Raw genomic sequence first — 24,384 nt, 5'->3', positions numbered from 1 at the left:
TTGCCACTTATATTTACTTGTCATGATACCTATTGCTTTTTAATTATTTTCTAATTACCTATTGACTTTTGATAGCTGGTCTCGGTTCGGAACATCACATGTTGCGTCCTTATCACTCACTCTAAATCCCAATTGCTATATTGCCGTTGACTATCGCTAAAACCTAAAAGCGCAGCCCTGATTTAGCAAGGCTTCCGGACCCCCGCTTCGATGTATGACCAATACGCCGTAGCGGGGGTCCACTTGGCATTGCGGCTGAAAGCGGGGCGCGGGAATGGGCTAGAAAAAGAGGTCCTGTTCTCCCTGTTCCAGTTTTTTAAGACGTTCCTTTGTAAGTTCTTTGACCTTGTCGCTGGGGATCTCCTCTATTTCTTTTTCTATTACAGCTTGCCCGACCTTTTTCAGCTTATCAGAACCGTAACCGATGAGGTATTCCTTGAAGGTAAGGAGTGCGTTGGGCTGGCATATGTTTTTTATCTGTCCTGATTTGGCAAGGGACATGAAACGGTCACCTGTACGTCCCTGTCTGTAGCATGCTGTGCAGTAGCTCGGGATGTATCCGTCCTCACAAAGCCAAGTGAGGACCTCACCAGGAGTCCTTTCATCAGAAACTTTGAACTGAGCAGTATTTTCGCATTTCGGGTGTGCGATGTCCTTATGATACCCGCCGATGCCGGTGCATGACCCTGCGCTCACCTGTGATATCCCAAGCTCTAAGGCTTTTCTGCGTGTTTCGGGAGTTTCTCTGGTCGAGAGGATCATCCCTGTATATGGAGTTGTTACCCTTATTACCGCGATTATCCTCAGGAACTGATCATCTGTTGGGAGATATGGAAATTTCTTCAGATCCACTCCCTCTGCCTCCCTCATGCGGGGGACGGAGATAGTGTGAGGTCCCACACCGAACATTTTTTCCATATGTTCGGCAAACATCAGCTGTGCCGTAACTTCGTACTTGTAATCGTAAAGGCCGTATAGGACTCCGGTCCCAACATCATCTATGCCTCCCTGCTGGGCTCTGTGGAGGGCTGTCGTATGCCAGTCATAATTGTTTTTGGGACCAACAGGATGCATCTTTGCGTAGGTCGGCCTATGGAATGTTTCCTGGAAGAGAATGAAAGTGCCTATGTCTGCAGCCTTTAGCTTTTGATATTCTTCAACGGTGGTCGCAGCTATATTGACGTTGATCCGGCGGATGGAATCACCTCTGCTGTTTTTATAAGCGTAAACGCGTTTCATGCAGTCAATAATATAGTCAAGCGGCGAATTGACAGGGTCTTCTCCCGATTCCATAGCTATCCTTTTGTGCCCGAGGGCCAGAATAGCGTCTGCCTCCTCGTCTATCTCTTCCATCGTTAACTTTTTCCTGTGCATCGAAGCATTGTCTTTGTGGAATCCGCAGTATTCGCAGCCGTTGATGCAGTAGTTTGAAACATATAGAGGGGCAAAAAGAACTATTCGCCTGCCGTAGATCTTTTCTTTGATCTCTTTTGCAAGGGAATAAAGTTTGGCTTCGAGCTCCAGATCTGTTATCTCGAGCAAGACGGCGGCTTCTCTGTGATCGAGCCCTTTGCACGTCTTTGCCTTCTCAAGAAGTGAACGGACGTAAACCTTGTCTTTCGCGAGCTCCTTGGCCTTTTCGAGTGAAGAGAGTATTTCTGCATCGTCAATAAACGATGCGTCCTGAAACTGTTTTGGATCGTACAATACGGTATCCTCCTTTTTTGTCACAGCCAAAAGGTCGGGAAAGTGCAGGAAAAGAGGCTGACAAAAAAACCCTTCGTAAATAATACGAAAGGTCCGTCAGGCGCATATCGAAAACCTTAAACGGTCCTCTCCTTCCCTCCGATCAGTTCAGAGAGACAGATGGTCTCCATCACTATCCCTTTCTCCTGCTCCGGAAAGCGCCAGGGCAGCAGATGGTGAGACTGTGAATTTTATCACTAATATTATATATGATTTTATTAGAAATTAATATAAATAAGATGTTATTTGGCTAATTTTTTCCATAAAAAATCATTTAAGTCTATAGAGTTCACAGGATAAACCGTATGGCAAGTTATAATGATCATTTGTCCGCACCAAACAACGGTTTCTAAACCGCGACATGTTTTCATCGTATCTTCACTATTGTACTGTCATGCATTGAAGCGAAGGATCACAAGATTTGCTAAATCAGGGATGCGAGATGTTCCAATTTCCTATATGGTAATATAATTCACCTATCAGTATGGTGATAGTCTGTAATCAGAGAAAACAGCGGGGGATAAAACATGCAATACACAAACTTGAAAAAGTATGGATTTACGGAGCGTTTCGAACAGGAGGCTTCTTTTTATGAGGGACTTTATCCTGCGAGGGTCTCTGAACAGCACCACTACATATATAAGGTGATCAGTGAAGATGGAGAGCTCCAGGCAAGCGTATCGGGCAAACTTCATTATGCAGCCGAAGGAACTATGGATTTCCCAGCCGTGGGCGACTGGGTCATGATAGACAGGATGGATGGAAATTCAGGCAATTCGGTCATTCGCAACATCCTCAAGCGTAAAAGTTTTTTTGCGCGAAGGGCGGCAGGCACCAAAGAGGATGTGCAGATAGTAGCCGCAAATGTGGACACGATATTCATCTGTATGTCGCTCAATACAGACTTCAATCTTCGTCGTCTTGAGAGATACCTTTCCATTGCGTGGGACAGCATGGCCTCTCCTGTGATCGTCCTTACCAAAGCGGATCTCTGCGGGGACCTCGAACAAAAGATCACCGAAGTCTCTTCAGTCAGCTCGGGAGCTGACATCATAATATGTTCATGCGCTGAAGAAAAAGGGATCGATGCGGTCTATCCTTACATTGAAGATGGAAATACCATTGCGTTCATCGGCTCTTCAGGGGTAGGGAAATCTACACTCATAAACCATCTCATTGGAAGGGAAGTCCTTGCCACAAAAGAGATCCGTGAGTCCGATGAGAGGGGAAGGCATACTACGACTCACCGTCAGCTGCTTTTACTGCCTGGCGGCGGGCTGGTCATAGATACACCCGGGATGAGAGAGCTGCACCTTTACGGGGGAAACCTTGAGAAGTCTTTTGAGGACATCAACGAGCTTGCCCTTAACTGCAGATATAGGGACTGCACCCACACTACGGAACCGGGCTGCGCTGTGAGAAAAGCGATAGAGGAAAACGAGCTTTCTGAGGAGCGCTTCCAAAATTACCTCAAGCTTCAGCGGGAAATCGCCTATGACGGCCTTAATTCACGCCAGCTGGAAAATGAAAAGATCAACAGAATGTTCGGAAGCAAGGGTGAAATGAAAAGGCTAATGAGAGAGGTAAAAGAAAAAAAGAAGCGGTGACCGCAGAGAAATTACCCCCTGATCACCAACCACTTATTCGCAACCGATTTGCCATTGATTTCCAATTGACTTCCGGCGGGCGTTACCCCGCCAGCTTTCATAACCGTTTCACCATTGCTCCACTACTGCTTCACGCGAAAAGTTTTAGTCGCAGTTTCACGCCGTAGGCGGCTTTGGCGCTGCCTCTCCGTATTCCATATATTCCATTGTCTTGTTAGCCGTCTCTTCTCCGCAGAGTTTTTTCACGATGTGAAGAGAGAGGTCTATCCCTGCGGAGATCCCTCCTGAGGTCATGATCTTTCCGTTGTCGATAAAGCGTTTTGTGTGGTCGATGGTAACCTTGGGAGCAAGCTTCTTAACGTCCTCTATGACCGAGTGGTGGGTTGTAGCCTCAAGACCGTCGAGAAGTCCGAGGACAGCGGGGATCCTCGCACCTGAACAGACCGTAGCCATTATTTCCGCTGATCCCTGCGTTTTGTTGACCCATTCCATGACCTTTTTCTTCTTTATCTCGTTTTTTGTCCCTTCGCCTCCGGGGATGATCAATATGTCTATCTTTGGGTGGTTGTCAAAGCTGTAGTCTGGGATAACAATAAGTCCGTTCACGGACTTGATCGCTCCTCCATCTTCAGAAATGGTGAATACTTTGAAGGCCTTATGGTCGTTTGATTCTGAAGTCGAAGAAAAGACCTCATAGGGGCCCGCAAAGTCCAGAAGCTCAACCTTGTTAAACATGTAAATGCCCACGTTTTTCATTTGTTTTATCCTCATCTTTCGTCAAATACTTAAAATTAGCCCTGTTTTTGAACAAATATGACCCTGTTGGACATCGCCACTTAATAACCTACACCTTAACCCATATTTGGGCAAGGTTGTGCTCATATTTTCACTTAGATTTCACTTTTGCGTTAGATAAATATACCTATTTTGATGACAGTTAGTCTATTGTCTTCTTGAACCTGGACACGCTGAAAAGAAGAAAGAAAACTCCAAGAAGGGCAAGTGCGACCAGCTGGGTCCACAGTTCAGCTAACCCTGTTCCCTTAAGAAAAATGCCTCTTATTATCACAAGGAAATATCTGAGCGGATTTATCGTCGTCATCCACTGCACCGGTATGGGCATGTTTGAAATTGGGAACATGAATCCTGAAAGCAGGACGGCAGGGAAGTAAAAGAAAAATGATGACATCAATGCCTCCTGCTGTGTTTTGGAGATCGTAGAGATCAGAAGCCCTATGCCTATGCATGACATAAGGAAGAGTGTCGCGGCAAAAAGGAGCAGCGGCATACTGCCTCTGATCGGTATCTTGAACCATGCCATGCCTGCGAAGCTTACAACTATGACATCTATAAAACAGATGATAGCGAAGGGCAGCGATTTCCCCAGGATAAACTCTATCGGCCGCATCGGCGTTACCATCAGCTGTTCCATCGTTCCTATTTCCTTTTCCCTGACGATGGCCATGGATGTCAGAAGCAGTGATGTCATGAGCAGGATGATCGCTATTACCCCGGGGACGTTATAGTTTCTGCTTTTCAGGTCCGGATTGTACCAGGCCCTCCCCTGTACGTTGACCAGATTTCTGCTCTGATCATCTCTTCCGAAATCGGAAATTATGCGTTGGGAGTAGTTCATCGCCAGAGTGCCGTCATTGGAGTTTGTCCCGTCAACAAGTATCTGAACAACGGGATGTTTCCCGCTTAGCAGATCTTCAGCAAATCCCTTTTTGATGTTTATTCCGACTACAGCTCTGCCCCGGTCAAGATCTTCCGTAATTTCAGCATCACTTTCAGGGTATGCGATGATACTGAAGAGTCCGGAGGAAGTGAAGCCTTCGACCAGCTGACGGCTGTGTGCGCTTCGGTCGCTGTCCATGACGACCGTCTTTATCCGGTCAACATCTGTAGTAACAGCGTATCCGAAGATCAAAAGCTGTATCACCGGAAGCACAAAGATCATTGCCTTCATCCGTGGATCTCTCAAGACCTGTATAAACTCTTTTATCATCAAATGTAAAATTCTTTCTCCCATGATCGTCCTATCTCATATTCTTCTTAAATTTTTTGATAGCAGCGGTAAAGACAACAGCAGTGAATGCAAAGAGGAAAAGTATCTCCCTGATCAAAACAGACGGATGGTTTCCTTTTAGGAAGATATCCTTTATTACTGTGACAAAATAGCGCGACTGGACTGCATATGTTATTTTCTGGATGAAGACGGGCATGTTGTCTATAGAGTAGAGGAATCCGGAGAGCATGAAAGCAGGAAGCAGCGTCAGGACAAAAGCTGCCTGGCTTGCTACGAGCTGGGACTTGGCGACAGTAGAAATGAGTATCCCCAGACTTAATCCCCCAACCAGAAAGAGTGATGAAACTGCCAGAAGGAAAAGCAGGCTGCCCCTCAACGGAACCCCGAAAACCCACACACCTACCGCGACAGAGATCAGAAGGTCTATCATCCCGATAAGGAAATAGGGGGTTATTTTACCCAAAAAAAGTTCCACGGGATGAATGGGGGTCGAGAGAAGCTGTTCCATTGTGCCCTGCTCCCATTCCCTTGATACGGTCAGCGAAGTCAGAAGGGCGCTTATCACACCCATGATGATGGCAATAAGGCCGGGGATGATGAACCATCGGCTTTTTAGTTCCGGGTTATACCAGACACGCAGCCTGAGGTCGATCTGGCCTGAAAGTCCCTTTGCTCCCTTTGAGAGCGAATATCGTGAAGCAATAGCCTCTGTGTAGCCCATTGCAATGGAGGTCGTGTTGGCATCGCTTCCGTCATAAATGGCCTGTATGTCCACCGGTATCCCTTTTTTCACAGACCCGCTGAAACCTTCAGGGATCACAAGGACCATATGGGCTATGTTCCGGTCTATCATGCGGTCTATCTCTTTGCCGGAGCTGACCGTTCCAACGATCTTAAAATAACCGGACGCCTTGAATCTCTCTATCAGTTCCCTGCTCTCGGCTGTCTTATCCATGTCATAAATACCCATATTGAGGCTTTTAATGTCCATAGTTATGCCATAGCCAAAAATAAAGAGGAGTATGACTGGCATTAGAAACGCCATGGCCAGACTTCTGCTGTCCCTCATAATGTGGATGAATTCTTTGTTGACGACCGCAGCAAGTCTGCGGAACGAAATCTTTCTTATGCCGTCGTTGTTCATTTTTGACCACGCTCCAACAATGCGTCTTCTTTTTCGATCAGATGGACGAAGACATCCTCAAGAGACGGTCTTACACTATTTATCGAGTAGATCTCAAAGCTCTTTTCAGAGAGGATCTTTCTTATTGTCTCACCATCGTAGTCTCCATTTTTAAGAATTAAATGAAGCCCGTCTCCGAAGATAGAGGCACTCGCGACTGATCCTGAATTTCCCAAAACTTCGATCGCTTCAAAAGGCCTGCTCACAGATAGCTCTATCAGGTCAGAAGGCATTGAATCCTCTCTTATGGAGGTTGGAGTCCCCTTTGCGATCATCTTTCCTTTGTAGATCAGCGCAAGCTCATCACAGTATTCAGCCTCTTCCATGTAGTGCGTTGTAACGAAGACGGTGGTCCCTTCCCGTGCGATATCTGATATCAGGTTCCAAAAACGTCTTCTGGAGATCGGATCCACTCCGGAAGTAGGCTCATCAAGAAAGACGATGGGTGGTTGGTGGATAAGGGCGCAGCCAAGTGCGAGCCTCTGTTTCCACCCTCCCGCCAAAGAACGGGTGATGCTGGAGGTGTGTGTGGTGAGGTCCGACATTTCAAGTATCCAGGCCTTTCTTTCAGGCCTGATGGATTTGGGGACTCTGTATATCCCTGCAAAAAAATCTATGTTTTCTTCAACAGTCAGATCATCATATAAAGAAAATTTTTGCGACATGTATCCTATCTTCTTTTTTATTTCCTCTGACTCTCTGAAAATATCAGACCCTGCTATTGTCCCTTCTCCTGATGTAGGCAGGAGCAGACCGCACAGCATTTTTATCGTCGTTGATTTCCCCGCCCCATTTGGGCCAAGAAAACCAAAAATTTTCCCCTTTATGACCTTAAGGTCGATATGGTCTACTGCTGTAAAGTTTCCGAAAACCTTTGTCAGCCCCTTTACTTCTACGGCAAATTCTTCCTTCATTGTGCATCCGCTTTCATAGCCTGACTGACGAAAACATCTTCGAGAGTCGGGCGCGCCTCATTTATCGACATGGGTGCGACCCCCATGTCTTTCATTTCATTTTCGATTTTTTCGGGTGAAGAGTTTTCCGGCAGCCTGAAACGTATCATTCCGGATACGATATCAGAACTCATCTTCCCGTATTTTTTCTTCAAAGCCTGAAGAGTCTTCCCCGGATCATCGCTCATTATTTCAAGGATGCTTCCCGATACTGTCTTTTTGAGATTCCTCGGGTTGTCGCACATGGTCAGCCTTCCTTCCTGCATCATGCCGACCCGCTCGCATCTCTCCGCTTCGTCCAGATAAGATGTCGAGACAAAAACAGTTACTCCCTCTTTTACCATTTCATGAAGTATCTTCCAGAAATCCCTTCTGGAAACCGGGTCGACCCCGTTAGTCGGTTCATCGAGAAGAAGCACGGAAGGCTGGTGTATCAGGGAGCATGCCAGTCCGAGTTTCTGTTTCATGCCGCCGGACAGATCCTTTGCTTTTCGGTTCTTGAAAGGGGTAAGGTTGCTGAATCCAAGAAGCTTATCTTCCGCGGCATCTCTGTTTTTGCGGGGGATCTCATAAAGGTCCCCGTAAAAACGCAAATTCTCAAGTACTGTCAGGTCTCCGTAAAGGCCGAACTTCTGAGACATATATCCGATCTTTTTTTTCACTGTTTCCGGATCCGATATGACAGAGTACCCGTTCACGAGGATATCCCCCTCGGAGGGCAGAAGAACTCCGGCTGCCATTCTCATAACGGTAGTCTTCCCTGCGCCGTCGGGTCCTACCAGGCCAAAGATCTCTCCTTTATTTACAGAGAGATCCACCCCCCGAACAGCCCATAACTGACCGAACTCTCTGCCCAGGTTTTGTATCTCTATGGCTTTATCCGTATCCTTATGACTATTCATCGCTTAGGTCTATAGTGACGTCCGCAGGCATTCCAGGTTTTAACTGCCCATCTGTTGTTTCCACTGTCACTTCGACGGCAAAAACGAGTTTCACCCTTTCTTCGGCTGTCTGTACCGTTTTAGGGGTAAATTCAGCTTCGGGTGAAATGAAGGTCACTGTGGCGGGGAACTTTTTGTCCGGAAAAGAATCTACCGTTATGTCCGCCTTCTGGCCGAGCATGATCCTTCCGATCCTGTATTCGGGAATATATACTTTTACGCGGGGCCTTTCCAGGCTCGTCAAGGTAAGCACCGGTTTTCCCATCGCGATCATCTCTCCGGGTTCTGCGTAGACCTTTGAGACGACGCCATCCAGAGAGCTTTTCAGAACATGGTTGGATACTATTACCTCTGCTGCCTGCTCCGCTGCTTCGGCCTCTTTAAGCTGGTTTGCTGCTCCATCTATGCTGTTTTCCCTAAATCCTGAACGGATAAGCTCAAGCTTTTTCTGAGCTGCGTTCAGCTGTGAGCCGGCTACTTCGGCAGCTGTAACGTCGCGGTCCAGCCTCTGTCTGCTTATCGCCCCGCCGTTAAAAAGCTTTTCAGACCTTTCTGCTTCATCTTTCAGGTTGTTCCAGTTTGACCTGAACTGAGCTGTCTGAGCTTCGGCCTCCGCTATCTCCTGGCTTCTGTAACCGCTGCTTAGATCCTTTAATCTTGAACGTGCAGTCTCGACTGCAGCTGCGCTCTGGCGAAGCCTTGCCTCGGCCTCCCTGCTGTCCAGTTCAGCGATCAGGTCGCCGCGGTGTACAGTGTCGCCCTCGTTGACCTTACGGTCTTTCAAAATTCCGTTTGCCATAAAGGACATGTCTGCATCTGTTGTTTCGATCGTGCCGGAGGCAAAGATCATGTTCGGGTCATCTTCACTGCCTTTCAAAAAAAGAGTATATGCCGCAAAAAGCGCAGCCAGAGCGACTATGACAACAGGGATCAGTTTTTTGTTGATTTTCTTCTGCATTACCTCACGACCTCATCTTTCGCGGAGATTTTTACATCATCAAAGTTCTCTTTTCCAGTGAAGCGCATTCTTTTAGGCGAAAGTTTTCCCAATATCCTCAATACATTAGCTTCAGAGGCGATCTTTTCATAGTAAGCCTTGCTTTTGCTTGCGGCCGCCGACCAAAGTTCTGATTCGGCACTCAGCAGGTCAGTAATAGTGCTCTCGCCTGTTTCATATCTAAGTTTCTCGATCCTCAGAGCCTCTTTCGCCTCTTCTTGTTGTTTGCTGGCTGTCAGGATCTTTGATCCTGCTTCTCTCACCGCGCCTGAGGCTTCCCTTGCTTCATTGAGGGTCTGATTTCGTGTCTCGTCCAGATCAAGCTTTGCTTTTTCTATGTCCAGCAACGATTTTTCGATCCTGTTTTTGTTTACATGTCCGTCCCATACTTTTATAGTGACCTGAAGCCCGGCCTGCCAGTCATCATAAAGTTCCGTATCACTCCCGAAACTGCCGGTTCCCCTTCCAAAAAATGAGACCTGGGGCTTCGTTTCGCCCTTTACTGCCTGAGATCTTGCGAAAGAAGCCTCGGAGATAAGTGATGATTTTTTTACAGCATGGTTGTTTGCAAGAATATCAGTCTGTCCTATCTGATCCAGGGCACCCAGTTCTGTCTCCGCCGGTATTTCCACTATCGACTTTACAGGATCTTGGTTACCTGTCAGCGTGCCAAGCAGAGAAAGGGAATCCTTTTCCGCCTGATCGAAAACGATATGATCGTGCCTTGCCTGGGAGAGATGAGTCTGCAGTCTCAGAAGGTCCAGCTTTGGTATCCTTCCTTCCTGCAGAAGGAGTTTCAGGACTCTCTCTTCTTCTTCGAGCGCCAGTATCCTTTTTGCTGATGTCTCTTTCATATCGCGAAAATACAAAGACCTGGAATAAACGGAGACGACACTGTAGAGAAGATCCTGCCTGTGCTGCTCGTGACCTTCAGAGGCTGCAGCTGATGTCTTTTGAGCAGATTTTTTTTCAGCCTGAAGCTTCCCTCCGGTGTAAAGCGGGATATTCAGTTCGACGCCAAAACGGGTAATATGTCTGTCCAGTGGAGGAAAGACTCCAACCTCTCTTATTGGTACCACTGTATAAGGATAGTCTGAAAGAGTTGTAGAACCCCAAATGTCGATTTTGGGAGACTGCATTCCCTCCGCTATCTTAATGTCGATCTCACTTTTTTCTTTTTCAACATTACTGCTTTTGAACCCGGGGTTGTTTTGCTCTGCCATTTCCATTGCTCTCCAAAGTTCGAGGCCCGTTGTCGCAGGTTTTTCAACCCCATTTGCATCCGCCGTCCGGGGCAGTGCTATGGAAAACGTCAACAGCAGGAGGACAGTTATTAGAAATTTTGTTTTCATAGAACCTACTTCCTTTCTTATAACCGAACAGAATTCGGAACTATCCTTTGGTCAGATCAGTCCGGATGGCCCTTTCGATGTAGCCCCATGCCTGCTCTGCCAATTCGCCTATGTCGGTTTTTCCGTCACTGAGGTTAGAGATCAGTCCTACATACTGTACAAAACTGACCATTGAGAAAGCGACTGCTTCAGGCGAAATATCCTGAAGGAAATCCCCATCCCGTCTGCCTTTTTCCGCTATCTCCGTAAGCTTGTTCATGTAATTTTTTACTATTGAAAGGACCTTTTCCTTGCGCTCGGGAGATCCAAAGACAGCGGCATCCGAAAAGACAAGTTTAGGCATCCCCGGGTTCTTTCTTATAAATTCCAGATGGAGGAGGAAAAGACTTTTCAGATCCTCTTTTGGATCCGATTTCTTCAGGGTCATTTTTCGCACATTTTCAAAGAGGATCATATGGGTGCGATCAAGCAGCGCATCTATCAAAGCCTCTTTACTCTCGAAATGCCGGTAAAGGGCAGAAGGGACGATCCCGACCCGCTGCGCGATCTCAGCGGTGCTGACCCCTCCGACCCCTTTTTCAGCGATTATCTCCAATGTGGTATCGAGGATCTGTTGCTGTCTGAGTGTTGAACTCAACCTTTTTCTTGACATAAATAACACCTCTTAATGAAAGTGAATTCACTTTCACAAAAGTATAGCGGTTCAACGAGAGGGATGTCAATAGGGAGGTGCTGAATTATAGCGTTTGATATAAATTATGCTGATCGATAGCAAGCGTTATCAATGGCTATGCTAAATGGCTGATCTTTGCCAAAAGCAGTAAGGGGAAACTCGGCTCTTGCCTCTAAGTTAACACAGCAGCAAGGTTTATCGGGGTCAATTTATTAAGGCACAGATCTTTGTGAGCAGTGCTCAGATGCCTTTTCTCTAATGCTTTCCTTATCTGTTGAAGAAAAACAACCCTGCCAGACAAAGAGCTATTCCTATCATTTGGTTAGAGGAAAGGTGTTCACGGTAGAAGATCAGGCCTATGAAAATTAGCAGGATCGAAATTGCCGCGTTGGTCAGAAGAGAGGCTGCGCTGATGTCCCAGCCGGTGCGGTACATTTTGATGAATCCAAGCTCAATGCCGAAAACACCAATGCCAAGCAGAATGCTTGTCCAGTTCAGAGATTTTATATCCAGCACCAGCCCCCTGTTCTGAACGGAAAAAAGATAAAAAGCAATGCTGGAGGCGGTTGCGACAAGATATGTGACAATAAGAGACATGAACATGTTTGCATCTCGCGGTGTGGATTTGGAGCATACGTGATAAAGAGTGTTTGAACAGATAACAATTATGATCGGCATATAGTAGTTCCACATTTTATGTTGACTTACCTCCCCCTGCAGTCTGGATTTATTGATTTAGGAATCAGGTATTAATTTTTTTCTTCTGATCAAATACTATACATTACAGGTGCACAAAAATAAACAATATATTGACATGCGTCTATGTAATATAGTATATTTTCAAATTAAGAGAAAATACAAATAAACAATGAAGGTTGGGATGCAAAATGAGGATGCTTGAGCAGTTTTTTCCTGAATTTACTCAGAAACTTGATGAGATCGATGCTCTCTACAAAAAGAAAATGCCGATCGATGAAAAAACATACCAGTTTTTGTGCTTCGCCCTCTCCATAAAGGGCCGCAGCAAGCCCTGCGTTCTGAAACATTTCAAAGGTGCCCTTGAAGCCGGTGCGACAGTTGAGGAGCTGAGCTACATCTTTGCGCTTACCATGAGGGAATCCGCAGGAGCTGACGACTGTTGGACCCATGATGTCATAGGAGACTGGAAAGAGATCCTCGCCGGAAACATCAAGTGCACCTGCGCGGAATGACCGAAAACAGAACTTAGTTCTAACAAACCTGCATACTATTGTAAAAACGGGGAATATTTCCCCGTTTTTTTGTTTTCTCGTATACGCGAGTTGCTCCGGCCATCACACTTTTGCATGAAATTGTGTGATTTCCAGTATTTGTATGAGATTTCGTTACCGAGTTATTCAGTCAAGTGCATATTGGTCCTCAAAGTCATTTTCACTCTATGAACGGGATCCTTTGTAGGGATCATCTTAAAAGGGGCATGGATCCTGTGAGTTTGTTGACTTTTTTCCTGTCTCCGTAAATTGCGACTCCCAAATATGTGTGATCCTCTTCCGGGATTTCTGCCGCTTTGGAAATATATTCGTCGTACGTGATGCAGCCCTGTGCTACATCAGAAAAATCGACCACTGTCAGATCGTTGAACTCAGTGTTGTATAGGTTTTCTCTTAATTTTTTGAGCATTTCCCTGCTGCCCTTCAGTATGGGGACAGGTACCGTAATTATTCCAAGATGAGTTTTCTCAGAAGCGTCTGTGACATCATTCCCGACCTGTTCAGGGAAGCGTTTTCCCAGTGTCATACCCAGGATCGCGGATGTATTTGCGATCACTCCTGCCGGCAGTTCAGAATCTATTACCATGACACATTTTTCGGCCTTATTGCTCATTTATTGCTTCTCCTTTGTTAAACAAGAATTTGTCGGTTTACTTACTTGTCACCGGACGGATCAATGAAAATATTCATATATTGCTTTGGAGTCAGCCCGATAAATTTCTTAAAAAAGTTTGAAAAATGGCTCTGGTCAGTAAATCCCGTCTGCAAAGCCGCTTCTATCGGCAATACTCCCTGTTCAAGCAGTTTTTTCGCCCTGTCGATCCTTATTGTTTCCAGATATCTGTATGGAGAAATTCCCTTTTGTTTTGTAAATGACCTCAGCAGATAATACTTGCTCAAACCGGTCAGCCCGCTCAGTTCATCCAGAGTTATATTTTTCATATAATTTTTTTCAAGATAATTGCAAATGATCTTTGTCTCCCGGTTTTCTTCTGGTCCTGATTGCTCAATTCCTTCCTCGGAGAATTCTTCTATCAGTTGTTCCAGGAGAAAGAAAAATATTTCTTCCTTTCTGAAGTCCTTTTCCTCTTCCATTATGATCATGTGCAGCTCACGAAGCAAAGAAGCCAGCTCGCTGTGGAAGATTACCGCAGGGGAAAAATATGGAAGATATTCTTTCCCCGTGATTTCGAAAGCCGCCTTGCTCATTGTCTCAGGATGGACATTGATGCAGCGGTAGTCAAGGGTCCTCCCGTCTATCTGCTCGCAGGTGTGGTTGTCTCGGGGATTAAACAGGAGGAGATCTCCCGGTTCAACCGTGTATTTTCTGTTTTTACACGATAAACAGCGCTCCCCGCTTTCAATGAAACCTATCACGTAATAGTCGTGAAAGTGGTTGGGAAATTTTTGCATTATGCCCTTGAAAGAATAAGCTTCTATCTTCAGTTCAGGGTCATACTTAACTGTTCTTGTCTCCTGTTCCATTTCATTTTCCTCTTTTCAAAAGAGCTTGATATCACTTTATATCAAACCGGAACGATATTCTTGTACGATATTGCCCTCTGTTATTTTAGTTTATTACTCTGCTGTTACAAGCATTTTACAGAAGTTGACCCAGTTATGGATAACATTCTTATTGAACAGTCTCCTTTGTCCTCACGGGTGTAAAATGTAAAAAACTAGTCCGGATAAAGACCAGAGACAAAGGATATGGTGAAAACAGAATGGATCTTTTGACACTTGCAAAACAAAGATGCACTACGCGTGGATTTACAGATAAGAAGATAGAAAAAGAAGACCTCAATATAATATTAGAGGCAGGTCGCGTTGCCCCAAGCGCATGCAACAGACAGCCGCAGCGGATCATAGTTGTCGAAAAGCCTGAGAATATCAAGAAAGTGGAGAAGGCATACAGGACCTTTGGCTCACCGTGCGTCATGATCGTCTGCCAGGATAAAAGCGATCCCCTGATCCGTCCTTTTGACGGCAAATGTTCCGGGGATCTCGATATAGGGATCATATGTGATCATATGATGCTGGCAGCCAGGGAGCTTAATATTGGAAGCGTGATGGTAGGACTCTTTGATCCGGCAATAATAAGAAAAGAATTCGGGATACCCGAATACATAGAGCCTACAGCTCTTTTGCTGCTGGGCTATCCGGCAGATGGCTTTCTAAACGCCGACCGCCACAAAACTGAAAGAAAACCGATCAGGGAAACTGTAATGTATGAAAGGTGGAGCAGTCAGTTTGCTGAAAAAGTTGAGAAATTCAAATTATTAAAATAGGAGCTCCCTCAATCACGAACGTGCTCTGATTTGCGGTGATCCTGTCCCAACGGTCATTCCGGTATTCCACACTCTGAATTTTTCTGTGTTGATCGATCCCTTACTTTTCGTAGGGGATTGTTTAAAGAGTGTGGTGCTTACTTTTGGGGAAGCCTAGTACCTCAGATATGTGAGATGAACGTATAATACGAAAAGTTCTCATTTCAGGAGGAATTTTGATGTTAAAGAGCAAAAAGTCAAAATTAATAACGGCGATCTTTATAATAATTGCCCTGTTGACGGTTGGCGAAGCCTGCGCAGCAAGTACAAACACTTTCATATTATCTAAGACGATAGAGGTCTCAGACAGCCGCCTCCTGACAGTTCAGTTCAGCGGTGCAAAATTTCCGGACACAGCTTCCGGCGGGTATGACAAGATCAAGGTTTACGAAGGGAAAAACCACCTGCTGCAGACGATAAATATCGCTGACGTCAACCCTTTCGGGGATGACTTTACGACATGTCCCGACCCGGGCACCGGCAGCGACATAATCATTGAGGATATGGATTTCGACGGCATTAATGATTTCAGGATTGTTGCTATGCTTCCGCCGGGCCCCAACATCCCATATATATGTTTCCTGTGGGATAAAAAGTCAGGCAAATTTGTCCATGCTGAGTTCCTTGACGACATGACATCGCCGGAATTTAACAGCAAGGCCAAATTGATCATCTCTGACAACAGAGAAAGTGCGAACATATATACAAGGGATATTTACAAATATTCCAACGGACGGCCTCTGCTTATCGAAACAGTGATAACCGAATATAAGAAGCTTAAGGATGCAAACGGAAAATTGAAGCTTTATGAGGTCAAGACCACCAAAAAGCTAATCGATGGAAAGATGAAGGTTACTGGTGTTGAAAAGAAATAATTTGTGCAATTGAGACAGGGGCAGCCCTGGCTTAACAGTACAATAGTGAAACTGCGGCCAAAATCATGCCGCGTGAAGCGGTTGGTAAGTGCTTGTAAGTTGTAACTACTGAACCTTTGCCATAGCAGTTCAGAAAGAATGCTATCCTGTTTAGAAAATATATTAACTACATAGCATTTGAAACCTATTTTGAGTTCGTTTGGGAAATGTCGCTTGGCATTGAGTAGCCATAATCTGTTACCTGTCTCAATTGCCAATGAACGAATAAATTGTGGAAAGATCTCAAAAATATCAGGAGGTAATTGGGCAATGATCATGATCCAGAATGAACTGAACGAAAAAGCCTACGGATGTCAGATCGGATTGCTGGCGATTTCCAACGTTGAGAATCCCAGATCGAGTGATGCACTGGATAAGGTCAAATGCCTCCTTGAAGAAGAGATAAGAGAGAAGTACGCGCAGATGGACAGGCAGGAACTTAAGCAAATCCATCCTATGGCGGCCTACGTTTCTTATTATAAAAAATATGGGTATACCTACCATGTGCTTCAGCAATTGGAATCTGTCGCCCATGGCAAAAAGTCGATGAGCGTCTCAGGACTGGTAGATTCGATGTTTATGGCTGAAATGAAGAACATGATCTTGACAGCAGGACATGACCTTGAAAAACTCATTGAACCGATCCTACTCAAAATTGCGACCGGAGAAGAGAGTTATATCTGCATGAACGGCAAAGAGGCAAATACAGTGCCGGGGGACATTATGATAACAGACGGTGAAGCTGTCATTTCGAGTATCCTTAGAGGACCCGACAGAAGAACCTGCATCGGTCCAGAAACAAAGCAGGTCATATATACGGTGTATGCGCCTGCCGGAATAGATGAAAAAGAGATTTTACTGCATTTGGATGATATTGAATCTTATGTGCGTGTCTTCTCGCCGATGGCTGAAACGATCCTTAAACAAGTCAGATCTGCAGAGTAAAACTTATACTGGGAAGGAAACAAATATGCTGGAAATCGAAGTCTGGATGAAGTGTTTTACTGAAAAACTGAGGGCTGCTTTTGGAGAAAAACTTGAATTTATAGGCTTACAGGGAAGCTACGGCAGAGGAGAGGCCACGGAGAGCAGCGACATAGATGTGGTCGTGATTTTCAGCGAGCTTGCTATGAGCGATTTGGAAAGGTATAAGGATCTGATCGGCGAAATGCCACATAGGGAAAAAATCTGCGGTTTTGTCTCCGGCAGGAACGAGCTGACAAATTGGGATAAAGCTGATCTCTTCCAGTTCTATCATGATACGGCGCCTTACTTTGGCAGCATAAATCATCTGCTGCCCCTGATCAATAGGTCTGATGTCAAAAGAGCTGTCTTACTGGGAGCCTGCAACATCTATCACATGTGCAGCCATAACTTCCTCCACGAATACGATGCGCAGATCCTGCGCTCACTATACAAGACATCATTTTTTGTAATGATCGCGGAGCATTTTTACGAGACAGGTGATTTTATTAAGAAAAAATCCGACCTGATCCCTCTCCTGCCTGAAGAAGAGAGAAAACTTCTTGAGTCAATGTCCCTTTTTGATGCTCCCATACTTGATGATGACCGATTCAAAGAGCTCTCAAAAAACATGCTTGAATGGTCGAGCAGGCTTATCCAAAATACTAAAATATAAAGGCCGTAAAATCTAGAGCGGCTGATATTAAATGTTGTAAGGAGTGGTCTTCAGTGGAATTCCCGACAAGACGAAAGATCATCAAGTTAATAGGCCTTGTCATCACAGCCTTTGCCGTATATTTTCTCCATAAAGAAATTTCTCAGTACAATTTTGCGGACATAAGGAGATCGGTCGGGGAAATATCTGATTACAGGCTCCTCCTTGCCTTATTCTTCACGATAATAAACTACGCTATACTCACTCTCAATGATGGTCTTGCGCTGAAATATATTGGCAAAAAACTTCATTGGACAAAGGTCGGATTTGCCTCATTCGTCAGCAACACGATCTCGTTCAACCTGGGAATGTCCCTGCTCACCGGAGGTTCAACAAGATACGGCATATACAGCGCTTACGGGTTGAACACCTCGGAGACGGCAAAAGTCCTTGGCTTCTGCAACCTGACTATATGGTTTGGATCCGCAGGGATACTTGGAGTACTTTTACTCTCGGAACCTGCCGGTATGATAGCGCGGATACATTTGCTGGAAAAATGGGGAAAAATACCCGGCTTCTTATTACTTATATTTGTAATTTCCGCCGCACTTCTCAGCTGGTCCGGGAAAAGCATAAAAATCAGGGGAGAGGATATATCCCTTCCCCCGCTCAAATATTTTATTGCACAGATCATGATATCCGCAGCCGATTATCTATGTGCATCAATGGTCCTTTTCTCTCTCTTGCCGAACAGCGACATTTCTATTTTCCACTACACGGGATGCTACGTCATTTCTGTGCTTCTGGGTGGAATGAGTCAGGTTCCGGGAGGGCTTGGAGTTCTGGACTCGACCCTTATGGTGACCCTTTCTCCCTGGTACTCGGGGACAGAAATGATAGGTGCACTTTTGGTCTACAGGGTGATCTATTACCTGTTTCCACTCTGCCTTTCAGCTGTTCTGATGGGAGGACGCCAACTAATTTCCACGTGCGGAGATGTAAAAAGTGCGACTCTTAGCGCAGGGAAAGAATTTATTGGGATATACCCCGCGATTTTGTCTTTGGGGGTCTTCGCTTCCGGTGCGGTCCTGTTATTTTCAGGCTCAACGCCGGGACTGCCGCAGCGGCTCGCCATACTTGATAAATTTATACCGATGGATATCATCGAGATATCTCACTTCCTGAGCAGTCTGGCAGGCCTTTTTCTCCTCTTTCTCGCTCAGGGAATAAAGAGAAGGCTTCGCGTTGCATGGATGCTGACAATTGCTTTAATGGCTGCGGGTATCGGCTTTTCTGTATTAAAAGGTCTTGATTATGAGGAGGCCCTGATACTGGGAGTTTTACTTCTGCCTCTTATGGCGGCCCGGAAAAATTTCGACAGGGAATCTAAGCTTCTTTCGCCCGGCATATCGTTTGACAGGGTGATGCCTGCGGCAGTTGTTCTGACCTCTTCAGCATGGCTTGGCTATTTTTCGTTCAGGCATTCAGAATATGCAAGCCTCAGTATTCTGCAGTTCGCGCTCTCCGGAAAGGCCCCGTGGTTTTTAAGGGCAAGCGTCACGCTTTCCGCCGCCGCACTTGTTCTTCCCCTATTAAAACTATTCAGGGTGAAGCCGGATATTTCAATGGTTCCTACCGGGACGGATATTGAAAAGGCGCTAAATATAGCAAAATCGTCCCCGGACGCGTCGGCATTCCTTGCACTGACGGGGGACAAATCATTCTTCTTCAGTCCGACGGGCAGGTCGATGATATGTTTTGCTGAAGAGGGGCCATACTGGTTCGTTATGGGGGACCTCTTTGGAGAAGGTGAAGAATTCCGGGACCTGACATGGTCCTTCAGGGAAAAAGCTGATATGAACGGAAAGAAAGTTGTTTATTACGAAGTATCGGAGAGGGACCTCTCCCTTTACATAGAACAGGGACTTGCATCGGTAAAGATCGGGGAAAACGCCAAGGTCCCCCTTGCAGATCTCTCTTTTGAGAAGGGATCCGAATGGCACGGACAGAGACATACCCTTAAAAAACTGGACAGGGATGGTTCCGCATTCCGTATTCTCTCTGATGATGAGGTCAAAACTGTACTCCCCAGGCTCAGGGAAATATCCGGGCAGTGGCTCAAATCGAAGCAGGGGCATGAAAAAGGATTTTCACTGGGCTTTTTCAGCGAAGAATACATTAGTAATTTTAAGATCGCAGTAGTAGAGCGAGACGGAGAAATACAGGCATTTGCAAACATTTGGACAAGCGCAGGCAAAAATGAGGTCTCACCCGACATGATGAGATACATGGACAACGCTCCTTCAGATACGATGGAATTCCTCTTTTTGAATCTTATGCTGTGGGCAAAAGAGGAGAGGTACGCCTATTTCGACCTGGGGATGGCGCCGCTTTCCGGAGTGACAGGTGGGCTTAACGGGTCGCTATGGGGCAGGACTGCTGAAATGTTATATGAGCACGGGAATACATTTTATAATTTCCAGGGGCTTAGGCATTACAAAGAAAAATACAAACCCATCTGGGAGCCGAGATACGTTGCAGTGCCCCATGAATTGTCCCTTCCGGCTGTTCTCGCAGCAGCAGCAATGCTTATCTCTAAAGGCCCAAAGGGGGTAAGACCTTGATCCGTCAAATAAATATATTGAGCAGGTGATCTGAATGAGCAAATATGATCGGCTTTGGGAGCATATAAAGAGAGAGGACAAGGATATAATGATTCTCTCTTTTGAGGAGATAGGGAAAATCGCGGGTGTTCCAATAGACCACTCTTTCCTGAAATACAAAAAAGAATTACTTGATCACGGATATCAGGTCGGCAAGATATCCTTAAAAAATCAGACTGTTATCTTTATCAAAATAAAGGACCACATTCTCGGCTAGTCAGTTCTGACAACTAAAAACTTAAGTAAATATAAAATGATATTTTACATTTGCATAAATCAGTATGAGGGGTAGGATTGCTGCCCCACATACTGATTTGCCCCTTGATCAGACCAATATTGGCTAACAATATCTTCACACAGCACGCGGTTAGATGCTTTGTTCAAAAGTACCAAACACCACCGGTTTCTTTCCGCGTACCATGATCCTGCCTTTTGCGATCACTGTGTCAACGTCGATATCCCTGTCCAGGATGCAGAGGTCTGCATCCATTCCGGCCATGATGTTTCCTTTTGTCTTAAGTTTAAGGATCTTGGCAGGGTTGGAGGACAGTGCCCTTATCGCTGTTTCCAGGGGAATGTTCTCTCGGAAAACGCACTCTTTTATTGCTTTGATAAGACAGTGCGACTTGCCTACGCCCAGTCCCACATACTCCTTTTTCTCGTTGAATATCGGAAGGCTTCCCTGCCCGTCCGAGGAGATAGTGAAATTATCAAGGCAGATCCCTTCATCCAAAAGTCTCCGGAGTCCTTTGCTGAAGCGGACTTCTCCGTCAGTTTTTTCCCAGAAGTCGGGATCGTCGCTTCCTGTGAAATCGATGTAGCCCCCCTCTTTGGCATACTTTACGCACTCTTCAAAAAGTTCCTGATTTCTGTTGATGTGAGTAGGCAGGAACTGGGCAAGGGGGATCTCCGTCTCTTTGACAGCTCTTTTTATCAGATCTATCTTTCTTTTGCCGTCGCCAAGATGGACGTTTATTATCCCGGCTTTTCCTGAAAGCATTCCACCTACTCGCGCATCAGAGACAGCCCTCACGAACTCTTCGAAGGCAGGCTGCGAGGAACGATGGTCTGATATCGCGATCTCTCCGATCCCGATGACCTTATCGACTACCATGATATCCTTCATTATCTCTCCGGTTATCGTTTTTACCGGAAGCCTGTATGATCCGGTGTATATGTATGTGGTGATGCCTTCTTCATCAAGGCCCTTTGCTTTTGCAAGGAGAGAGACCATGTCTCTTGCTGTGCCGTCTGTTCCGAGACAGCCTACAACGGTCGTTACACCCGCAGTGGTTATATCTGTCAATGTCGCTTCGGGCGTCCTTGTGGAAAATCCGCCCTCACCGCCTCCACCCTGGATATGGACATGTGAGTCTATGAACCCCGGGACCAATGATTTCCCTTCCGCATCGATCTCTGTTACTTCTACCTTGCCTTTGATGTCGAAAGAAATGTGATCGTCTACTGCCGCAATCTTATTGCCAAGCAGCAGGACGTCCTTTTTGCCCAGATGTTCCGGAGCGTAGACATCTGCATTTCGTATTATGGTGATCATTTTGATCTTCACCCCCTACATCCTATTTAGTCCTCGACTATTGGAAGTTGATCGATATTGCTACGATGATAGCAATAGTACCCATCAGGAAGAAGAATCCCTGCATCTTTATCTGGAATTTTGCCCAGGTCGACCAGTCAATGCGCGCAACTCCGAGCACCCCGATAAGGCTTGCCGAAACAGGTGTGAAAGCATCGACAAAACCGGCGCCCATCTGATAGGCCAGTACCGCTATCTGTCTCGATACGCCTACAACGTCGGAAAGCGGAGCCATGATAGGCATTGTAAGGGCTGCCTGTCCTGAGTTGGATGTGACCACGAGGTTGAAGAGACTCTGGAATATGTACATGCACCATGCTGTAATAATGGCAGGGACTCCCTGAAGCATGTTGCCGATGCTGTAGAGTATCGTATTAAGTGCAGACGCGACTGTTGCATCAGCGCCACCGAGGACAAGCAGTATCCCCTTTGCCATGCCGACAACAACCGCAGTTCCGGCAAGGTCGGCGACTCCGCTTTGGAAAGAGGAGGCCATTTCATTTATACCCATGTTATTTAGTTTGAAGATGACCGCCGTTATACCCGCAACAAGACCCATCACAAAGAATTGGGAAGCGATCTCCGGGATGTAGTATTCCTTTTGTGTAACGCCCCAGATTATCCAGATCAGTACAGCCAGCATCTCAAGCAATATCAACTTGTGCCCGAGTGTGAAGCGCATTTCTTCTTCCGTTGTGTTTTCGATCTTGTTTCTGAAATAGCTGTCAGAGTTGTAAACGACGGAGAGCTGTGGGTTTTTCCTGATCTTTTCAGCATAGAGCATCATGTAACCTGCAGAAAGCGCAGTCACTATGCACCAGAGCGTAAGCCTGAAGGTTGCTCCGGAAAGTACCGGAATATCTGCTATCCCTTGGGCGATGGCGACACTGAAGGGACTCATCCATGAGGTGGCGTTGCCGACCTGGGATGCAACAAAGGTCACAGTTACGGCAACGATCGAGTCATACCCGAGCGCTATTACAAAGGGTACCATTATCATTGCAAACGGAATAACTTCCTCAGACATGCCAAAGGTGGCACCGCCAAGTGAAAATAAGAAGAACAAGAGAGGCAGGGCAAGTTTTTCAAGCCCCTTCGTCTTCCTTATGAAAGCATAGATGCCGGATTCGACGGCACCTGTCTTCATTATGATCCCAAAAGCTCCGCCAACCACAAGGATAAGCGCAACGATACCGACTGCAGAACCGTACTTGCTTCCTGTTACAAGTCCCTCAAAGATGTAGTTGAGGAAGCCGAATCCGTAAAAATCATCTGTACCCCAGATCTTTGCTGTATTGTGCAATTTATTGTTGGTGTCATAGATCGATTCCCCGTACATTTTGTAGAGTACGTCATCAGTCAGTCCAAGGTCATCCAGGTCAGACTGACTCCATTTAGTTGAGTCCGTCTTGACAAACTCCTGGAGCGCTCCCTGGTCAACACCTGCCTCTTTCGCTGCATCTGTGTTCTCAGAGAGCTTTGTCAGCTCCGAAGACAGGTTTTGAGCATTCAGGTCATAACTGTACCTGAATGTCTCCGGCATCAGGACAGTTCGAGTCTTTGTCTCGCCGGCTGCTCCCTTGTACTCAATGTCATGAACGCTGAATCTGCCTGCCGGAACGATGAACGTCAGGATCCAGCAGAAAAGCACTACAAAAAAGATAATTGCGTATGTGTGTGGAGTTCGCATCTTCGTAAGGTCTCTGCTGCCCTTAAGTCCGTTTTCTTTTTTGAAAGACATGTTGATCCCTCCAATAAATTATTGTTAGTCTCCCTTTCAATAGAAGAAATAAGGTATTTCTAAGGCCACATTTTGATAATGACAACATTATGATCACCAATAATCATCTACCGGATGATATGACCTCCTTTGCGGTATACAGGCAGAATAAATATAAAAATGACCCTGTTGCGCTAAACAAAATTGAGTTTTTTTATTATTTATTAATTGGCTTTTGAAAGTTTAAATTTGCAGTACCAAGAGTAGATTTAGTTTGAGCTTTAGTCATCAAGAGGATCCCAACAGCTTTTTGATAATATTTTTTTGCAGAGTTTCTATTGCCCCACAGGATTTGCTGAAATAAGACTATCTCTAATTATATTGAGCCTATGAGGCGCAATTTCAACAGATCGAACAGAGGGATTGTTTTATAAAAATTAAACCGAGCTTCCGGATGGTTTCTTTTTATCGTCTAATTATACTACTGTTGCCTTAAAATGACTCTTTTATGTTAAAAGTGAGGATTAGATCCTGATAGCTATTGACGGAAAAACGGCTTAAAAAAAGATAAGTATAAAGCCTTTCCAAGTCTTCTTGGTTGTACAAGAATTAAGATCAATACAAAAGAAACAAATGAAGTGATTAAGCCATGCAGTCTAGTCTCTTTCTTGTAAGCACAGATCCAACTTTCGCAAAATCCCCTTCGAATGTTAAATTTATATATTCATATAGTATGTTAATTTGATCAACTGCTATTTTTTTGTGTGGCTTGTTACGGCCAAAGGTGATAATATTTGATATAGGTCAGATCGAAATG

22 protein-coding genes are annotated in these 24,384 nt (G+C 45.5%); 8 read left to right on the top strand and 14 right to left on the bottom strand.

Going from position 1 to position 24,384, the window contains the following annotated elements; translation table 11 throughout:
- Positions 1-279 precede the first annotated feature (279 nt).
- Positions 280-1,707 (bottom strand): [FeFe] hydrogenase H-cluster radical SAM maturase HydG, encoded by a 1,428-nt coding sequence (locus tag CVV54_08145; GenBank protein ID PKL04059.1) that lies wholly within the window; start codon positions 1,705-1,707, stop codon positions 280-282.
- A 566-nt stretch (positions 1,708-2,273) separates the two neighbouring features.
- Here CVV54_08145 and rsgA point away from each other — a divergent pair.
- Entirely contained in the window at positions 2,274-3,353 is a 1,080-nt protein-coding gene (rsgA, locus tag CVV54_08140; GenBank protein PKL04058.1) for a ribosome small subunit-dependent GTPase A, read from the top strand.
- Between the two features lie 156 nt (positions 3,354-3,509).
- Here the strand turns inward: rsgA and CVV54_08135 are convergent, their stop codons facing one another.
- The 9 genes from CVV54_08135 to CVV54_08095 all read right to left on the bottom strand — a co-directional run bounded on the left by CVV54_08135 (position 3,510) and on the right by CVV54_08095 (position 12,159).
- Positions 3,510-4,109: an AraC family transcriptional regulator gene (locus tag CVV54_08135; GenBank protein PKL04057.1), complete on the bottom strand. Its 600-nt coding sequence runs from the start codon at positions 4,107-4,109 to the stop codon at positions 3,510-3,512.
- Positions 4,110-4,290: 181 nt separating this feature from the next.
- Positions 4,291-5,385 (bottom strand): ABC transporter permease, encoded by a 1,095-nt coding sequence (locus tag CVV54_08130; GenBank protein ID PKL04056.1) that lies wholly within the window; start codon positions 5,383-5,385, stop codon positions 4,291-4,293.
- A 7-nt stretch (positions 5,386-5,392) separates the two neighbouring features.
- Entirely contained in the window at positions 5,393-6,526 is a 1,134-nt protein-coding gene (locus CVV54_08125) for a hypothetical protein (protein PKL04055.1), read from the bottom strand.
- Positions 6,523-7,479: a multidrug ABC transporter ATP-binding protein gene (locus CVV54_08120; protein ID PKL04054.1), complete on the bottom strand. Its 957-nt coding sequence runs from the start codon at positions 7,477-7,479 to the stop codon at positions 6,523-6,525. Before CVV54_08120 ends, CVV54_08125 begins: the two co-directional genes overlap by 4 nt.
- Entirely contained in the window at positions 7,476-8,420 is a 945-nt protein-coding gene (locus CVV54_08115) for a multidrug ABC transporter ATP-binding protein (protein PKL04053.1), read from the bottom strand. The genes CVV54_08120 and CVV54_08115 overlap by 4 nt, the downstream gene beginning before the upstream one ends.
- Positions 8,413-9,405 carry a hypothetical protein gene (locus CVV54_08110; GenBank protein ID PKL04070.1) on the bottom strand — a complete coding sequence of 331 codons (993 nt, stop codon included), beginning with the start codon at positions 9,403-9,405 and terminating at the stop codon, positions 8,413-8,415. The genes CVV54_08115 and CVV54_08110 overlap by 8 nt, the downstream gene beginning before the upstream one ends.
- 11 nt (positions 9,406-9,416) lie before the next feature.
- The gene (locus CVV54_08105) at positions 9,417-10,808 is read right to left on the bottom strand and encodes a hypothetical protein (protein PKL04052.1); all 1,392 of its coding nucleotides are present in this window, start codon (positions 10,806-10,808) and stop codon (positions 9,417-9,419) included.
- A gap of 40 nt (positions 10,809-10,848) precedes the next feature.
- On the bottom strand, positions 10,849-11,460 hold the full coding sequence (locus CVV54_08100) for a hypothetical protein (GenBank protein PKL04051.1): 612 nt from the start codon (positions 11,458-11,460) through the stop codon (positions 10,849-10,851).
- 288 nt (positions 11,461-11,748) lie between these two features.
- The gene (locus tag CVV54_08095) at positions 11,749-12,159 is read right to left on the bottom strand and encodes a hypothetical protein (protein PKL04069.1); all 411 of its coding nucleotides are present in this window, start codon (positions 12,157-12,159) and stop codon (positions 11,749-11,751) included.
- 209 nt (positions 12,160-12,368) lie between these two features.
- On the opposite strand from CVV54_08095, the gene CVV54_08090 reads away from it, so the two are divergent.
- On the top strand, positions 12,369-12,692 hold the full coding sequence (locus CVV54_08090; protein PKL04050.1) for a carboxymuconolactone decarboxylase family protein: 324 nt from the start codon (positions 12,369-12,371) through the stop codon (positions 12,690-12,692).
- Between the two features lie 229 nt (positions 12,693-12,921).
- On the opposite strand, the gene CVV54_08085 is transcribed toward CVV54_08090, so the two are convergent.
- Positions 12,922-13,344, bottom strand: coding sequence for a DUF2000 domain-containing protein (locus CVV54_08085; GenBank protein ID PKL04049.1), 423 nt, complete (start codon positions 13,342-13,344; stop codon positions 12,922-12,924).
- A 41-nt stretch (positions 13,345-13,385) separates the two neighbouring features.
- On the bottom strand, positions 13,386-14,216 hold the full coding sequence (locus tag CVV54_08080) for an AraC family transcriptional regulator (protein PKL04048.1): 831 nt from the start codon (positions 14,214-14,216) through the stop codon (positions 13,386-13,388).
- A gap of 239 nt (positions 14,217-14,455) precedes the next feature.
- Here CVV54_08080 and CVV54_08075 point away from each other — a divergent pair, with 239 nt between their 5' ends.
- The 6 genes from CVV54_08075 to CVV54_08050 all read left to right on the top strand — a co-directional run bounded on the left by CVV54_08075 (position 14,456) and on the right by CVV54_08050 (position 20,470).
- Positions 14,456-15,019: a nitroreductase gene (locus CVV54_08075; protein ID PKL04047.1), complete on the top strand. Its 564-nt coding sequence runs from the start codon at positions 14,456-14,458 to the stop codon at positions 15,017-15,019.
- A gap of 218 nt (positions 15,020-15,237) precedes the next feature.
- Positions 15,238-15,933, top strand: a complete 696-nt coding sequence (locus CVV54_08070) for a hypothetical protein (protein PKL04046.1) — start codon at positions 15,238-15,240, stop codon at positions 15,931-15,933.
- 315 nt (positions 15,934-16,248) lie between these two features.
- The gene (locus tag CVV54_08065) at positions 16,249-16,917 is read left to right on the top strand and encodes a hypothetical protein (GenBank protein PKL04068.1); all 669 of its coding nucleotides are present in this window, start codon (positions 16,249-16,251) and stop codon (positions 16,915-16,917) included.
- A gap of 25 nt (positions 16,918-16,942) precedes the next feature.
- Positions 16,943-17,611, top strand: a complete 669-nt coding sequence (locus CVV54_08060; GenBank protein ID PKL04045.1) for a nucleotidyltransferase domain-containing protein — start codon at positions 16,943-16,945, stop codon at positions 17,609-17,611.
- 53 nt (positions 17,612-17,664) lie between these two features.
- Positions 17,665-20,214 (top strand): hypothetical protein, encoded by a 2,550-nt coding sequence (locus CVV54_08055; protein PKL04044.1) that lies wholly within the window; start codon positions 17,665-17,667, stop codon positions 20,212-20,214.
- Between the two features lie 34 nt (positions 20,215-20,248).
- Positions 20,249-20,470, top strand: coding sequence for a hypothetical protein (locus CVV54_08050; protein PKL04043.1), 222 nt, complete (start codon positions 20,249-20,251; stop codon positions 20,468-20,470).
- A gap of 150 nt (positions 20,471-20,620) precedes the next feature.
- On the opposite strand, the gene CVV54_08045 is transcribed toward CVV54_08050, so the two are convergent.
- Together CVV54_08045 and CVV54_08040 are read right to left on the bottom strand one after the other, a co-directional pair.
- On the bottom strand, positions 20,621-21,808 hold the full coding sequence (locus CVV54_08045; protein ID PKL04042.1) for a beta-aspartyl-peptidase: 1,188 nt from the start codon (positions 21,806-21,808) through the stop codon (positions 20,621-20,623).
- A gap of 37 nt (positions 21,809-21,845) precedes the next feature.
- A complete protein-coding gene (locus CVV54_08040) occupies positions 21,846-23,588 on the bottom strand; it encodes a hypothetical protein (protein ID PKL04041.1) in 1,743 nt (580 codons plus the stop codon).
- Between the last annotated feature and the right edge of the window lie 796 nt (positions 23,589-24,384).

The sequence above is a fragment of the Synergistetes bacterium HGW-Synergistetes-1 genome, assembly GCA_002839185.1.
In the GTDB taxonomy this organism is placed as follows: Bacteria; Synergistota; Synergistia; order Synergistales; family Synergistaceae; genus Caenicola.
The sequence above is the reverse complement of the archived record's forward strand: the minus strand, read 5'-3'. Positions and strand labels throughout refer to the sequence as shown.